We start from the raw sequence: 16679 nt of genomic DNA on the forward strand, positions 1-16679 counted from the left end.
GACTTTTGCCAGGCTTTGCATGCAAGCACTATTTCGGGTAGGTAAAGACGAAATGCTTCGCCAGCATGAAATTGACAAGCATGCCTGCGAGGGCACCGGCCGCCACCGCGACAGGCAGCCACAAAGTTGTGAGGTCGAGTAGATTTACCAGCGTGAAGTAGATCAAAAGATTGACAACCCCGCCACCCAGGGCGGTTGTAAAGTAGCGTGAAAACTCAGTTATCAATGATAATTCCCTATAATTGGTAAAGGTGTGTTTCCTGTTTATGAGCCAGGTCGCGACCACCGCCGCACTGAAGGAGAAGAGGCGCCCCAGATGGGGACCCACTAAAAGGTTGGACAGCAACAGAACGACGACATCGACCAGATAGCCCACGCTTCCGGCTACTGCGAACATGCCAATCTGCTTCATCGCCTAGTTTTCATCTCGCTTCGACCTGGAAACAGAGGGTATGGAGAGATAGTGCAGCTGCTTTATCTCCCGCCTGCCTATGGTGACCGTTTCCAGGATGATCCCGGTAATCAAACAGATCACGCCTGTTACCGACAGGCCGGTACTCAGAATGGCCGTCGGAAACCTAGGCACCAAGCCGGAGTCGGCATAAGTGATCGCTAACGGCACGGCGAGGGCAACTGAGGTCAAAATAAACATCAACGCAGCCAGGCCGTAAAACCTAAACGGACGCTCTACAGCGAACAGCTTGACAATGGTTTTAAGAATACGAAAACCATCGGCATAGGTGCGAAGCTTGCTTTCCGACTCTAGCGGCCTGATACCATAGGGGGTACTCAATTCACCGCAAGGCATACGCAACTCGAGGGCATGGATGGTGAGCTCTGTCTCTATCTCAAAACCCTTTGACATCGCGGGAAACGACTTGACGAAACGGCGGCTAAAGATCCGGTATCCAGACAACATGTCGGTAAAGCCGCTGCCGAAGATGCTGGTCATGGTGCGGGTAAGCAGGCGATTGCCGGAGCGGTGACCTCTTCTATAGGCCTCGCTCTGATGGTGATTGCGAATACCGACCACCATATCGAGGTTGTCCCGCAACAGTTTTCTTATCATCAGCGGTGCGCTCGGTGCATGATAGGTCGCATCACCGTCCGCCATCACATAGATATCGGCATCTATATCGGCGAACATGCGCCTTGCCACATTGCCCTTGCCCGGCAGATCAACCCGCCGAACCACCGCTCCAGCTGCCTCAGCCACTTCAGCCGTCCTATCCGTCGAACTGTTGTCGAAGACATAGACCACGGCCGCCGGCAGGGAGAGGCGAAAATCGCCAACGACTGTCGCGATCGCAGCTTCCTCATTGTAACAGGGGAGAATTACCGCCAGCCGAAGATCAGTCGGACTGAGATCGGCATCAGCAGTTTGTCGGTAGTAGTATGCTCCGGGTGATAGAACTGAATCCCTTGCTGGTGATTCCATTTACCTTTCATCCATTTCATTATCTGTGCAATAACTGCTCTTCGTCCGCTAACGATACCTCAAGTCGGTGATAAATGCAGCTTGCAGGGCCGTGGGCCTCCGTCCCGGCCAACTCTTTATTCGTACCCAAAACTGCACCGGCAGTGGTTGGGAGTTAACCGCCGCCGGTGCAGTGTATAGAGACCAAGATACTGGGTTTCTCCGCTTACGCCTGATAGAGGCGCGAGTGGAAGATGGCGCTGTCTTCGAGTCTATGCAGGGATTTAGCTGCGGCAAGGACAGCCAGGTCGACCAACGGCTCGACCACAATCACCAGCATATAGGCAGCACTAAAGGTCGCAACCGAGGCCAGGCTCTCGGCGCCGAACCCTTGACCATAAGTCGCCCAGAAACCCACCCAGGCCACCACGCCGGCCTGAAATGCCGTCGACAATTTGAGCGCCTGTGTATAGGTCACATCTTTATAGGCGGTATCAGCCGGAATGATGCGCCGCGCCAGTGCATCGATCATGAACAGGGGTACCAGCAGGGTGGTGACATTCATGGCGTACTGGGGCAGGTCGGCAGGGGCGAACAGGATCCCCTGGGCCAGCAGACCCATGGCCAGTCCGATGGCGGCCGGGGCGGCGCCAAACATCAGGAACAGGGTCGAACCAAGGATGAAATGCACCTCGGAGACGCCTACCGGATAGTGTGGCAGTATTTGAAAAAAGCTGAACACCAGCAATGTTGTCAGGAGGGTCCTGACCCCAAGTGCCGTGAGACCATCCTTGTTCATCGTTTTCAGGGAAAGCTTTGCCGCATACAGGAAAACCCCTGCGGCCGTCGCATAGCCAAGTGCCATTTTTGCGCCGGCTACGACGCCTGGTTCTATGTGCATATCTATTACCTCTTAGTCATGTCTCACAGGGGTCACCCAACAAAGTTCGGCGACGTTTCTAAATTCAATCCTCACCAACTCTTGTAGGGCAGGAACTTACCGCTCATGCTGACCAGCACGCGGTCCCCCGCCGGATTCTCCTCCTTGTCGATACTCATGGAGAAGTCGATGGCGGACATGATGCCGTCGCCAAACTTCTCATTGATGATCTCTTTGATGGTCTCGCCATAGACACCGACGATCTCGTACCAGCGGTAGATGACCGGATCGGTCGGCACTGTCTGATCCCAAATCTTGGTAGGAAACTGTTGCAGAGTGGCGGAGACCTCATCCGAAAGCCCCAGGGCAGTACAGAGCTTCTCGGCATAGGGCGCCTCCAGCGTGTTCATACCCAGGCAGGCGGAGGTGACGAACACAGGGTCCAGACCCACCTTCTCCGCAATCGCCTCCCAACCAAGTCCCGCCTCGCTCTTGGCGGTCATGATAGCTTCCGTCATCTCAATCTTTTTCATGGTCTTGCCTCTTCGTTAGATTAGTTAATAGGGAGGGGGCTCAGCTCTTCTCCCCCAGAATAAACAGGCGCAACATGCCGTCGATGCTGCCTACAGCCAAACATTGAGCGCCTGGCTGCCAAGCCAGTGCCGTGATCTCATGACCCAGCTCCATCTCGAAGGCCACCATGCCATCCTTATCCCATATGCAGAGCCTGCCGTGACGATCCGCGCTTGCCAGCAACTGACCATCCTGATTGTAGGCAAGCGTCGTTATAGTATGGCTGTGACGCCGCAAGGGGGTGGCGTGTCGATTGCCCTTCTTGGCATCCAGGTCCCAGAGCACCACATCACTGCCACCACAGGTGGCGATACGCAGTCGCTTGGGATGCCAGCTCAGCGCTGTCACCTTGCCTGGATAACCACTCATGCTGAGTTGGCGGGGTGAGGACCCGGGCAGTTGCAGACGGATGTAGAGAAAGCCATCCTGGGTGCCCGCCGCCAGGGCGCGTCCATTGTGGCTCCAGGCAAGGGAGACAGCGGCACCGGGGAAACTCAATACCTGAGTCGGTTGCCAGCTGCCCACATTCCACAGATAGACCCCCTTGTTGGTGGCGCTGGCAAGCTGTCGCCCCTTGGGCGCCCAGGCCAGGGCGGCCACACTGCCCGGGTGTCCATTCCATTCACTGGTATGGCCTTGCCTATCGCGAAGATAGAGCCGGGACCCGGCGGCACCGGCCAGCATCTTGCCGTCACTGGACCAGGCCAGGTGTTCGGCCCAATCGTGATCCCGTGCAAGGGTCTCCTGGGGTTCACCCGTATCCGCCTGCCACAACATAAGACCCCCATCCTCCCCAGAGGTAGCGACACACTTGCCGGTGGGATCGGGAGAGACCCGGGTGATGCCCCGTTGGTGGGCCTGGATACGGTATTTCCACTCTGCATCTGTCTGGTAGGCGCACAATTCACCATCCGCGGTACCGCTAAGCAACAGGTCACCGGAGGGCAACCAGGCGATAGTGGCAATGCTCTCTCCCAGGGCCGTCGCCCAGGCAAGCTCCGCGCTATTCGCCACAGGGGCTGCCATGCTCAAGCCCTGCATGAGGCCAATCCACGCTCAAGTTCCGCGCGATCCAGCGCCCGTCCGATGAAAACCAACTGGTTGTGTCGTACCTCGCCGCTCCAGGCACGCCCGAATTTCCCGTCGAACAGCATGTGAACCCCCTGAAAAACGAAACGTTCGCTCTTGCCCGCCAGGGCCAGAATCCCTTTGAAGCGAAAGATGTCGGGGCCCTTGGTTCGCAGCAGGGAGACCACCCAACTCTCGAACTTCTCCTGATCCAGATCCCCTGCCAGGTGCAGACCCACGGAACCCACTGTTTCATCGTGGCTGTGGGGGCTGGCATACTCTTGCCGGCTCTCGGCGGAGACTGGCTGGCCATTCAGGGCCAGGGTCATGGAGAACTCTTCCGGCAAGTGCTGAGTCAACAGCACATAATGGCCGGACCTGGGTATCACCACCCGGTAACGACCCCCCTCTGTTGCATCCACCGGCAGACGGTAGAGTGCTTTCCCAGGGGTGAGTCCGGTTTCGGCCAGGGGTGCCGCTTCACCGGAATAGAGCAGGATGCCTTCGCTTTTCCAATCCTCGAAACTCTGATCCTCTTCGATCGCACCCAACACAACATCGATGCTGGGATCGGGCCCTGGTTCAAAATTCAATTCATAGCTGCCTGCCTGCAGAGAAAAAATCCCAGACCATTCGAAGGGCAGCTCTTCCTGCAGGAAAGAGGGTATCTCCTCAACCTTGGCCTCCAGATCAAAGGCGCGGATACCCAATATCTGATCCAGATCGATGCCGCCATGTTGGGTTTGATGGATACGCGCCAGGCGGTTGCGTCCCTTTATGGCGGCAGAGAGTTCATGCAGTTCCTTGCTGTCCACCAGGTCTGTCTTGTTGAGCAGGACCACATCCGCGAACGCCAATTGAGCCTCGCACTCATCCGACTCGCCCAGGTGCTGCACCACATGCTTGGCATCCACCAGGGTGACGATGGCATCCAGGCGCAGCTTCTCCTTCATCTCCTCGTCCATGAAGAAGGTCTGGGCCACGGGGCCGGGATCGGCCATACCGGTGGTTTCGATAAGAATATGATCGAACTTGTGCTTACGGCGCATCAGGCGGCCCAGGATGCGGATCAGGTCGCCCCGCACCGTGCAGCAGATACAGCCGTTGTTCATCTCGAAGATCTCTTCGTCGGACTGCACCACCAGCTCATGATCGATACCGATCTCGCCATACTCGTTTTCGATCACCGCGATACGCTTACCGTGCTGCTCGGTGAGGATCCGGTTCAACAGGGTGGTCTTTCCGGCACCGAGAAATCCGGTCAGTACCGTCACCGGCACACGCCCGTCGTCCGGTACCCTCTCTTCACCGCTGTTGTGATCGCTGCAGGTTTTCTGAAGACAAGCCGTCATACCCTATCTCTCTCGTTAGTGGTTTACTGGTTTGCTGCCTGCGCTGCCTCTCTACTCGGCAACGTAGCGCTATCCCGGGCCGGATTGACATCCTCGGGAAACACCCTGACATAACCATCCGGCTTACCATTTTCACCCTTGCCCGGCTGCTCAGCCCCGGGACCGCCAGCCAGCTCCTTGGAGCGCATCACCAGGAAATCCACCAGGTGGTTGCGGATCGGGTAGTAGCCGGGGTCGTGGATGATGGTGGTACGATCCCGGGGTCTGGGAATGTCCACCTTCACCGACTCGGCGATGCGCGCATAGGGGCCGTTGGTCATCAACAATACCCGGTCGGCCAGCAGGATCGACTCGTCCACGTCATGAGTGATCATGAATACCGTCTGATGGGTCTCGTTCCAGATCTTCAGCAGCTCGTCCTGGATGTTGCCCCGGGTCAGCGCATCCAGGGCGCCGAAGGGCTCGTCCAGCAGCAACAGCTTGGGTTCGATGGCGAAGGCACGGGCAATGGAGACCCGCTGGCGCATACCGCCGGAGAGTTCATAGGGCTTGCGCTCCTCCGAACCATCCCCAAGCCCCACCATCTGCAGATATTTATAGGCGTGCTCGCGCACCTTCTCACGGCTCCAATGGGGCCAGCGGGCGCGCACCCCGAACATCACATTCTTGATGGCGCTCAACCAGGGCAGCAGGCTGTAGTTCTGGAACACCACGCCCCGCTCCAGGGCCGGGCCGGCCACCTCCTTGCTATCCATGAACAGGGCGCCTTCAGTGGCGCCATCGAGACCGGCCAGGATATTCATGATGGTGGACTTGCCGCAGCCGGAGTGGCCGATGATGCAGACAAACTCCCCCTTGTTGATACCGAAATTGGCGTTCTCGAATACCGTCAACTCTCCATCCTTGGTCTTGAAACGCTTGCTGAGGTTTTCCGCCTCGACAAAATAGTGTACTGCTGTCATGGGTATGTTTATTCCTTATAGGTGACCAGACGGGTAGCGCCGGACAAAGCCATATCCAGCAACATACCGACGAGACCGATCATCAGGATGGAGAAAATTACGCTAGTCAGGTCCAGGTTGTTCCACTCATTCCAGACGTAGTAACCAATACCGGTGCCTCCCACCAGCATCTCTGCAGCGACGATTACCAGCCAGGCGATACCGATCGAGATACGCATGCCGGTGAGAATGGTGGGGGCCGCGGCCGGCAGGATCACCGTAAAGGCGGTGCGCATAGGTGACAACTCATGAGTACGTGCCACATTCAGCCAATCCTTGCGCACGTTGGCCACGCCGAAGGCGGTATTGATCAACATCGGCCAGATGGAACAGATGAAGATGACGAAGATGGAGCTGGCCTCCGAATCCTTGATGATAAACAGGGCCAGCGGCATCCAGGCCAGCGGTGAGATGGGCCGCAACACCTGGATGAAGGGATTCATTGCTTTTTGCATCAGCGGCGACATTCCGATCAGAAAACCGATGGGGATTGCAATAATCGCCGCCATGAAATAACCGGACAATACCCGATACACGGAGTAGCCGAGCTGGATACCTATGCCCTTGTCGTTGGGACCCTTGTCGTAGAAAGGATGGGACAACTCCTCCACGGCCAGGCGAATGACCTTGGATGGCGGCGGCACGCGCGCCTCCTGATCGGCGCCGCCCATGAGGATCTCATACTCGGTCAACGCCTCTTTTGCTTTCGGTGCCTGGTTGGCCATTTCCCAGATACCGAGCACAACGACCAGGAAAGAGACCGCCAGAACAGTGGCTCGCATGTTAAGGGACTGCAGCATAACTTCGGTTTCCGTCTGTTTCGTTAAGGGGCCGGGCGGAAGTGACCACCCGACCCCGCTTCATGGTCTAACGTTTAATGGCGAAGCTCTGGACGTATGCTTCGGGTGTGTCCGGATCGAATGCCTTACCCATGATTTCATAGGACTCATAGGTATGATCCGGAACCGCATAACCCAGCTCCTTCATCATGCGTCCCGCGTCGGAGGCCAGGTAGACCTCTTCGGCGATCTTCTTGTAGTCCACATCGCCCTTCACATAACCCCAACGCTTCATCTGGGTCAGGATCCAGACCGCCATGGAGTGCCAGGGGAAGGGATCGAAGTCGATCCGGTCGGGCACGTTGTGCACCTTGCCCAGTCCATCCGCGTACTTACCGGTCAACACCTGCTCGATAACGGGTACCGGCTGATTGAGATAGTTCTTCGGCGCAATGGCCTTGGAGATCTCCTTGCGGTTCTCGTGCTTGGACGAGTAGGCGGTGGCGTCCACGATGGACTTGAGTAACGCCGCATAGGTATTCGGCAGGGTAGTGGCGAACTCCTCGGAGCAGGCGAAGGCGCAGCAGGGATGACCCGGCCAGATATCCTTGGTCAGGGTATGAATGAAACCCACCTTCTCCCATACCGCCCGCTGGTTGAACGGATCCGGCGACAGGTAACCGTCAAGGTTGCCGGCACGCAGGTTGGCCACCATCTCCGGTGGCGGTACCACCCGGATCTGGATATCCTTGTCCGGATCGATGCCATGTTCCGCCACGTAATAGCGCAACAGGAAGTTGTGCATGGAATAGTCGAAAGGCACGCCGAACTTGAACCCCTTCCAATCTTTCGGGTCACGCTTATCCTTGTGCTTCATGTGCAGTACGATGGCCTGACCATTGATGTTCTCCACCGCCGGCATGCGGAAGGGCACCTCGGTGGAACCCGAACCCATGGTGATAGCCAGGGGCATCGGGGTCAGCATATGGCTGGCGTCGTACTCCTTGGCCAGGGACTTGTCCCGGGCCACCGCCCAACCGGCGGTCTTGATCACGTCCACATCCAGCCCGTACTTGGCATAGAAACCCATGGGGTGGGCCATGATGATGGGTGTGGCGCAGGTGATCGGCACAAAGCCCACCTTGAGCTTGCTCTTCTCCGGCTTGCCCAGGTTGTCCTTGATCGCCGCCTTCAGATCATCCATGGGCAGCATGCTGCCGAGCATGGCAGCGAAGGTGCCACCGCCCACCATACGCATGAAATCCCTGCGGCCCATATCGTCGTGACCGAAGATCCCGCGGACCACGGCGCTTTCGATGACCCGGTCCATGATATCTTCGGAGCTCTCGAGCGGATTCGGATCCTCCGCTAGCGTCTGCTGCATATCGTCGCTAATGAAATCGGCCTGTTCCGCACCCACCAGCTCATGCATCTCCGATGTGGTAGTGCCCTCGAAGACCGCTCGCTCCAAACGCTCGGTCAACTCGGTTTCGCTGCACTCGTAATTACTCTGGATCTGCTCCTTCTGAAAAACACAGATGGGGCAGTTGCACGCGGGACCGTGCTGAAGATCGGTATCCGCATCATACGGATTGCCGAGACTCTTGTTTGCCATGTTTTAACCCCTTGTAACTAGATTCGATTCAAACGTCGGCAATGCGGTCAGCCACCTGCGTGGCACGGTTCCTGCTCTAATCGATAGGCGGGTATCAAACCCGTTGTTGAACGCAAAACAGGGACGATACTGGTGCAGGGACGCACAACCTCTACTAATTCCGCACAAAAATTGTGCGAACCGGCGACGGGCCGGCTACTGCGTATAGTTTGAAGAGCAACCCGTCTTACCAGGAGTGATTGCAGCTATCATGCCAAGCAACGTAACCGGCCATAACATATTGAAATATATGGGTATATGTAAAATATAGAGGCAACTTGCGAAACTACGAATATGCGTAAATCACGAAATCTTGGAGTCGCTAACTACGAGAATTCGTAGCTTCTGTAACCAGAGTGAGACCTGTTCAGATGAATCTATCGGAGACACACCTAAACACCCCTGATCTCCAGGATGGAGTGCCTTTCGGCGATAGTGAACAACGGATATTTCACACCTACTTTGATCAGCACCCTACGGCAACCCTGGTTTTTGACCCGGTCGAGAACCGCATGATCGAGGCCAACAACGCAGCCGTGGACCTGCTGGGATTCCCAATGGAGACCCTGCTGCGGAGCAAACCCAGTTGGCTGTTTCATGGGGGACTGTCTGCCCTGATCGTGTTCACCCAATCGGTGATGGTGCAGGGTTATTGCTGGACCAACGAGCTGAGTTGCAAAACCCGCAGCGGGAAAGAGATGCCGGTGGAGTGCAACGCCCGTGCCGTGGAACTGGAGGGTCGTCTGGTTCTGGCCGTTACCCTACAGGACAGGGAGGCCGTGGAGGGTCTGCGCAAGCAGGCAGAGGCCAACGACTATGTACGCCGCGGCCTCTCCGAGTGGCGCAAGTTCGAACAGCTGTTCCAGGAGATCGAGCAGGGTAACCAACTGCTTCTGCAGGCCGCCGGCGAAGGTATCTATGGGGTCAACGCGGATGGCATCACCACCTTTGTCAATCCCGCAGCTGAACGCCTGCTTGGCTATGGGGCCGAGGAACTGGTGGGTAAGAACATGCACAATTTGGTGCACTGCAGACACCCCGATGGATCCCACTACCCGGTCAAGCACTGTCCCATCTATGCCGCCTTCAATGACGGTGCAGTCCATCATGTGGACGATGAGGTATTCTGGCGCAAGGATGGCAGCGTGTTTCCGGTTGAGTACACCAGCACCCCCATTGTCGAGCACGGCATGCTGATTGGCGCGGTGATCATCTTTCGCGATATCAGTGACCGCAAGCAGGCCGAAGACAACCTGCGTCAGGCCCTGGAACAGGTAAAGTCACTGCAGCGACGGCTGGAAGAGGAGAACGCCTATCTGCAGGAAGAGATCCGTACCGAATACAACTACCATGAGATCATCGGCAGCAGTGCCGCCATTCGCCAAGTCATCCAGAAGATCCAGCAGGTGGCGCCGACCACCTCCACCACCCTGATCACCGGTGAGTCCGGTACCGGCAAGGAGCTGATCGCCAGGGCCATGCATGTCAACAGCGAGCGCAGCGATCGGCCGCTGATCCGGGTCAACTGCGCGGCCATCCCCCGTGACCTGTTCGAGAGTGAATTTTTCGGTCATGTACGCGGCGCCTTCACCGGCGCCACCCGGGACCGGGCAGGCCGCTTCGAGCTGGCCAATGGCGGTACCCTGTTTCTCGATGAGGTGGGTGAAATTCCGCTGGAGCTTCAGGGCAAGTTACTCCGGGTCCTGCAAGAGGGTCAGTATGAACGCATCGGCGAGGAGAGGACCCGCGACGTGGATGTACGCATCATCGCCGCCACCAACAAGGATCTCGCGCAAGAGGTGGTGGCGAAAAACTTTCGCGAGGACCTCTACTTTCGCCTCCAGGTATTTCCCATTCACCTGCCCCCGCTACGTGAACGTCCTGAGGATATCTCACTGTTGGCCAGCCACTTTCTACAGACCATGTGCCGCAAGTTCAACAAGCGGGGCATCCACCTCAGCCAGAGCGATATTCACTGTCTCATGAACTACCACTGGCCCGGCAATGTGCGTGAGTTGGAAAACATCATAGAACGGGCTGTCATCGTTACCCAGTCCGGCCGCCTGCGTCTGGACCTGCCGGTACCGGATCAACGTCCGGTGACAACATCCACATCGGTTGAACAGACTGCAGACAAGAGCCAGACATTAATCACTGAAAGTGAACGTGTGACCCGTGACAGGATGATGATCATTCAGGCCCTTGAACAGGCAGGCGGAAAAGTGTTCGGTGAAGATGGCGCGGCGGAACTGCTAGGGTTGAAACCCACCACTCTGGCTTCGCGTATGAAGCGTCTGGGCATAGAGAAGCCGAAACGCAGAAACGTAACGATAAAAAATGAATCCCACCCTTAGCTAATCAGTTGGCCTTGTAGATGAAAAATATCTATATCCGATAAATCAGCTGCAAGGTCTGACTGTTGACAATGCATTTGTATCAGCTTTACTTGAATCATATTAAGAATTCGAACACCAATATTCTTCTGTAGAATCCCAGATACCTTTCTTCAGTTATTCTGGCATAAATAATCGGCAATTAAGACCTCTTAATATACGCCGGATTTAATAAATTACCTAGCTAATGATAAAGGCAATAATGCCATGGATAGATATGATGCATTTATCTCCTACAGCCATTCAGAGGATAATAGATTATCTAGAATTCTCTGCGAACAGTTACAACGTTTTGCCACCTCTTGGAGGCCACTGAATTGGAATAATCCTGTTCATTCTTTGCGAGTGTTCCGCGATGAATCTGCCCTTTCTGCCGACCCTGCTTTATGGCATTCAATTGAGCAAGCACTCCAGATGTCAGAATGGTTCATCCTTCTTGCGTCAAAAGATGCAGCAACCTCCCCTTGGATTAAAAAGGAAATCGATTATTGGCGGGCTAATAAACCAAAACAACGTATACTGTTGGTTCTTTCGCACGGAGAAATTGTATGGAGCAACAATCAAAATGATTTCGACTGGAGCGAAACAACCGCACTACCGAGAAATTTAAAAGATTACTTTACTCAGGAACCACTATGGTTGGATCTCAGATGGACTAAAATACAATATACATTTGATCGAAAAGACCCAAGATTCCAGGATGCTATAGCTGGCATAGCTTCACCGATACGAGGTGTTCCAAAAGACCAATTGATAGGAGCTGACATTCGTCAGCACAATAAACTAAACAGATGGCGCAATCTGGCGGTGATCTCGCTGAGCGTTTTACTTATTACAGCAATAGTCGCAGCTGAATTAGCTCGTCAACAAAGAAACCTTGCGCTCACACGAGAAACTGAAGCAATTACTCAACAAAAAAGGGCTGAGCGGCAGGCTGAGATATCTCTAGCACGACAACTTGCGGCACAATCCGTGTTGGTTAGGCTACAGACACCAAAACGAATTGATCTGAGTTTACTACTCGCGGTCGAGTCTATGCATAGGGATCCATCATTTGAAGCCAGACAAGCGCTTACACAAGCACTCAAATTAACCCCGAAGCGAACAGCTAAATTCAACCATAGATTCGGCTCGTTTGATCCATTCGCCATAGTATACGACCTAACTTACAGTCCCGATGGTCAACTACTTGCTAGTGTCAATGAGGATGGCTCGCTTGCTCTTTGGACAGCGGACGGAGATCAGGTCTGGCTACAACCGCTTTCTTCTGAAAACTTATATGCAATTGCTTTCGATCCAGAGGCTAAAATTCTTGCCGCTGGCGGGAAGGAGGGCCGTGTCTATTTAGTGCAAGTGAAGAGTGGTGAAGTTCTCGCAGAGCTATCCCATGATGGGCCCATAAACGATCTTGTATTTTCTCCCTCTGGGCATCTACTGGCGACGGGCAGCGATGATGGTACAACTCGACTGTGGGACGTAACTAGTGGCCGTGAGACAAATCAAAAATCGTTCGGCGAGGGTGATTCAGCAACGGTACATGACCTAGATTTCAGTCCAGACGGCAGGTACCTTGCAATGATCGTCGAAGGTGGACGGGTTTGCTTGTGGGATATTGATCAGGATGAGGATGCAGGTTGTATGTTCACCAAGGGCTTTGGTTACCACGTTGAGTTCGACTCGAGAGGAAAGTTGCTGGCTACTGCGAGTGAGAACTTTGCTCTTGTATGGGATCTCAAAAGCAGAGAGTCCATAGGCCCATTCGAGCATTCTGATTTAGCCAACGATGCCAAAATGGCTCACTTTCTGTATATAGACGACATCGCTTTCCATCCTAATGGACGTTTTCTTGCCACTGCGAGCAGAGATGGAACAGTTCGTCTTTGGGATCTGGAAAATGGGCAGGAAGCGCTTAAATTAAATGAATTCGGTCCCGTGGAGAGTATCGATTTCTCCCCAGACGGAAGGCAACTAGCCACAGCGACCGCTGCGGGAACAGTTCGCATCTGGGAAATTATCAGCGGGAGAGAAATCTACCGTATTTCGGATTTTTTGGATAGCACTGTACAAGCATTAAAATTTAGCCCAGACGGTAGCCAGTTAGCTGCGGGCAGCTGGTGGCAAGGTGAAATTGGAGTTTGGTCCCTCCATCCACCGCTAGAAGATTCAAGACTCAATCATTCTGATGATGTCGAATTGATAACATTTGATCCCAGTGGCCATTTCTTTGCCACAGCAACTGATGATCATATGATTCATCTTTGGGATGCGAGGAAGAAAACCAAAATTACCGAGGTTAGACGTTTCCAGCCTAGAAGACTTTTCTTTGATAAGAGCGGTGAATACTTAGCCATTCAATCACTTGCCGAAGGCTTAGAGGTGTTCAGGATTCAGCCGGGTAGTACAGGCACACTTGTACCGCAGAAATCACCAATCAGTGAGGTTAAAGAGTTAAATCATCTCCTCTTGACGAGGGGAGATGCTCGCCACATAGAGGTATGGCCAGCCAATGGAAAGCCTGCAATTGTTGAAGCTCTCAGAGAAAATCCGGATGTTGAAGCGTTTGCTCTACACTATGAAACTGACACACTAGCAGTTGCCTATAATAATCAAACGTCTGTAGAGATCGGAAGCATATTTGGAGAAAGACAAAGTAATACAATTCAACTCGAGTCAAGAATATTCAACATGGCTATCAACGACGATGGAGATCGACTGGTTATAATTATAGGCAGCCGCAAACAGGGCGCCGCCCGCTATGGTCCATTTGAATATATGATGGTCCTCGTGAGCCTAGCTGATGGAACAATCATTGATCAATTCGCACTTGGAGAACATCGTATTGCATTACTAGACTTTTTACCTGACGGAAAACGTGTACTTGTTGCTGACGATAATTCTCAACTGATCAGCAAGGTTCGAGTGGTTGATACTGATACTAATGGTAAAATAGTCGCTTTAAAGGATGTCAAAGAAGCTCGCAATATACGTAACTCTCCTGATGGCGAATACATCGCAATAAACGATGATTGGGGGGTCCGAATCTGGAATATAAAAAGCGGCCAAGTAGTTACGGAAATTCCTACGTCTGGTCATGTTAAGGATATCAATTTTTCAGCTGACGGACGTTTCCTTGCAACAGCATCGACTAATGATGATCTTACATTATGGATTTGGCACCCAGATCATTTGTTACCGCTAAGCTGTCTGCAACTTAGTCGCAATCTCACAAGAGAAGAATGGAATGATTTCTTACCAAACCAACCTTACAGAGCTACTTGTGAAAATCTACCTATTCAACCGGATTGAGTAAAATTAGGGTATAAATGGAATATATTCCCTTTTAATCAGGCAGGGCTGCAGAGTGTCGTATGCACCCCACCGTTGCAAAAATAAAACAAAGCAGCCTATTAATAGAGAAATGATAATTAGATAATTTGTGAGTCCGGCCCGGACCAAACCAGGCCGGCACTGATAAAGTGATTTTTAAAATTTAGTACTGCCCCAGCCCCATTTCGATATAACCGGTGGGACAGACCTCCTTACAGATATGGCAGCCGACGCACTTGGAATAGTCGGTCTCAACGTAACGCCCCATGGCGCGTTCGTTCTTATCTACGCGGTAGACGGCATCCTGCGGGCAGTAGATGACGCAGTTGTCACACTCGAAGCAGAAACCGCAGCTCATGCAACGCTTGGCCTCGCTGATGGCGGTCTCCTCTTCGAGACCATTGAAACGCTCGATCATGCTTCCCAACACATTGGTGACATTCACATCCAGCTCATCCCGTGCATTCAGCGGCTGGTAAGTAAAGTGCCCCGTGAACATGGCATTCGTCTTCACCACATCTGCATCAGCGCGATTCTCGAAGTTGTGAACAGACCATTTGGCGCTGTTGGTGCCCCAGGTCTCACCATGATTGTACTCTTCCGGTGAAAGATCTTTCTGCGCCAGCTCCTGGAGAAGATCGAAGTGGTGTCCTTCCACTTTAGGTCGGTCACCGACCGCTTCGCCACGCAAATGGTTGTCTATGCCCTGTACTGCAATAGAGGCTTGGCCGATGGCGGTCGTCAGCAGGTGGGGATTGACTGCATCGCCAGCCACGAAATGACCGCTCTTTCCTTTCACCTGCATGCGCCGATCGGCATCGATCTGGTTCCAGTCGTTGGCAATATCATCGATACCTTCGTAGTCACCGGTCTGTCCAGTGGCCGCGACAATTAAGCTGCACTCGATTTCGAAGGGCTCGCCATTGGCTTCCATCTTGCCGGAAGACCAGTCCACCGGTTGCACTTTCAAGGCAAAGGCGTGGCCCTGGTCATCCAACATGACCTCAAGGGGTGCCAGGCTGTCATGGACCTCAACCCCCTCGGCGATACAGGCCTCCAGTTCATGCTTGGTGCAGGGGGCCTTGGCGATGGGCCGGCGATAGACCAACCAGCAATCGGAATCGCTGCGCTTGGCTATCTGTTCATCGCGCTGGCTGCCGGATCCGTCAAACACGGCCTGCGGGCGCTCCGCGGCATCCAGTTCGGCCACTTCCCCGATACGCTTGGCCACTGCTGCCACATCCATAGCGGTGTCGCCACCGCCGATCACCAGGATACGACCGTCGAGATACTTCAGAGAACCATCGTTGAAGGCCTTCAGGAAGGTCATCCCGTCCACGCAGTTGGGGGCCTCGCCACCTTCGACACGCAGCGGCTTGCCCATCACAGTGCCGACACTCCAAAAGATGGCGTGGTAATCTTTCTCCAGCGCATCAACCTTAACCTCGCGTCCCACACGGGTGTTCAGTTTCACATCGATACCACCCACATCGAGGATACGCTGGATCTCATGTTCAAGCACATCCCGGGGAATACGGTATCCGGGAATACCGAACACCATCTGCCCCCCCAGGGCGTTGTGTGCTTCAAAGATGGTGGACCGGTGACCGAGACGACGCAGAAACAACGCCGCTGCCAGGCCGGCGGGACCACCGCCGATGATGGCCACCCGCTTTCCGGAGTCGGCTTCCGGCTTGCTGAAGGCAAGATCATTCTGGCGTGCCCAATCCCCAATATATTGTTCAATGGAGTTGATACCGACACAACCGTCCAGGCTGTTACGGTTACATCCCTCCTGGCAGGGCGCCGGGCATACGCGACCCATGATCGACGGGAAGGGATTGGCCAATGTCATCCGCTCGAAGGCGTGCTGCTGCCAGGGCTTGTCGCCCTCGGGTCTATCCTGTCCGCGCACAATGGATAACCAACCACGAATATCGTGTCCTGAAGGACAGGCGTTTTGACATGGCGGCGTGCGTTGGATGTAGGTCGGGCAGATGTAAGACTCTCCCTGGCTTACCACATCCCTGTTCCAGTCGTAAGGTTGGTCGTCACCATCTGCATAACGTCGATATGTCGGGTCGGTATCACTCATTCTTCATTCACTCCATGCATAACCGCATTGCCTAAATTGCTCACTCTACAATTCCGTCGGAAATTGGTTCACAGTCTACCCGATCAAGTTAAGCATATTTTTTTTAAAAGTGACTTAAAGGGGACGTGTAACCGATCACC

12 protein-coding genes are annotated in these 16679 nt (G+C 54.1%); 2 read left to right on the forward strand and 10 right to left on the reverse strand.

The window, feature by feature from the left end; genetic code table 11:
- Nucleotides 1–28 precede the first annotated feature (28 nt).
- The 9 genes from R2K28_RS19990 to R2K28_RS20030 form a co-directional block, all read right to left on the reverse strand.
- Nucleotides 29–397, reverse strand: coding sequence for a GtrA family protein (locus tag R2K28_RS19990; RefSeq protein WP_316367242.1), 369 nt, complete (start codon nucleotides 395–397; stop codon nucleotides 29–31).
- A gap of 18 nt (nucleotides 398–415) precedes the next feature.
- The gene (locus R2K28_RS19995; RefSeq protein WP_316367244.1) at nucleotides 416–1438 is read right to left on the reverse strand and encodes a glycosyltransferase family 2 protein; all 1023 of its coding nucleotides are present in this window, start codon (nucleotides 1436–1438) and stop codon (nucleotides 416–418) included.
- A 205-nt stretch (nucleotides 1439–1643) separates the two neighbouring features.
- The gene (locus R2K28_RS20000) at nucleotides 1644–2318 is read right to left on the reverse strand and encodes an energy-coupling factor ABC transporter permease (RefSeq protein WP_316367246.1); all 675 of its coding nucleotides are present in this window, start codon (nucleotides 2316–2318) and stop codon (nucleotides 1644–1646) included.
- A 71-nt stretch (nucleotides 2319–2389) separates the two neighbouring features.
- Nucleotides 2390–2830, reverse strand: coding sequence for a cyanase (gene cynS, locus R2K28_RS20005; RefSeq protein ID WP_116447357.1), 441 nt, complete (start codon nucleotides 2828–2830; stop codon nucleotides 2390–2392).
- A gap of 40 nt (nucleotides 2831–2870) precedes the next feature.
- Nucleotides 2871–3911 (reverse strand): WD40 repeat domain-containing protein, encoded by a 1041-nt coding sequence (locus R2K28_RS20010; protein ID WP_316367248.1) that lies wholly within the window; start codon nucleotides 3909–3911, stop codon nucleotides 2871–2873.
- Nucleotides 3899–5290, reverse strand: coding sequence for a CobW family GTP-binding protein (locus tag R2K28_RS20015; RefSeq protein ID WP_316367249.1), 1392 nt, complete (start codon nucleotides 5288–5290; stop codon nucleotides 3899–3901). Before R2K28_RS20015 ends, R2K28_RS20010 begins: the two co-directional genes overlap by 13 nt.
- Before the next feature lie 23 nt (nucleotides 5291–5313).
- Nucleotides 5314–6252, reverse strand: coding sequence for an ABC transporter ATP-binding protein (locus R2K28_RS20020; RefSeq protein WP_316367251.1), 939 nt, complete (start codon nucleotides 6250–6252; stop codon nucleotides 5314–5316).
- A gap of 8 nt (nucleotides 6253–6260) precedes the next feature.
- Nucleotides 6261–7091 (reverse strand): nitrate ABC transporter permease, encoded by an 831-nt coding sequence (gene ntrB / locus R2K28_RS20025; protein ID WP_316367253.1) that lies wholly within the window; start codon nucleotides 7089–7091, stop codon nucleotides 6261–6263.
- Nucleotides 7092–7158: 67 nt separating this feature from the next.
- Entirely contained in the window at nucleotides 7159–8685 is a 1527-nt protein-coding gene (locus R2K28_RS20030) for a CmpA/NrtA family ABC transporter substrate-binding protein (protein WP_316367255.1), read from the reverse strand.
- 410 nt (nucleotides 8686–9095) lie between these two features.
- Here R2K28_RS20030 and R2K28_RS20035 point away from each other — a divergent pair, with 410 nt between their 5' ends.
- Nucleotides 9096–11078 carry a sigma 54-interacting transcriptional regulator gene (locus tag R2K28_RS20035; protein WP_316367257.1) on the forward strand — a complete coding sequence of 661 codons (1983 nt, stop codon included), beginning with the start codon at nucleotides 9096–9098 and terminating at the stop codon, nucleotides 11076–11078.
- A gap of 246 nt (nucleotides 11079–11324) precedes the next feature.
- A complete protein-coding gene (locus R2K28_RS20040; RefSeq protein WP_316367259.1) occupies nucleotides 11325–14423 on the forward strand; it encodes an LpqB family beta-propeller domain-containing protein in 3099 nt (1032 codons plus the stop codon).
- 184 nt (nucleotides 14424–14607) lie between these two features.
- Here R2K28_RS20040 and R2K28_RS20045 read toward each other — a convergent pair whose 3' ends face one another.
- Nucleotides 14608–16539: an NAD(P)-binding protein gene (locus R2K28_RS20045; RefSeq protein WP_316367261.1), complete on the reverse strand. Its 1932-nt coding sequence runs from the start codon at nucleotides 16537–16539 to the stop codon at nucleotides 14608–14610.
- Between the last annotated feature and the right edge of the window lie 140 nt (nucleotides 16540–16679).

This window comes from Candidatus Thiodiazotropha sp. CDECU1, from assembly GCF_963455295.1.
Taxonomy (GTDB): domain Bacteria; phylum Pseudomonadota; class Gammaproteobacteria; order Chromatiales; family Chromatiaceae; genus Thiodiazotropha.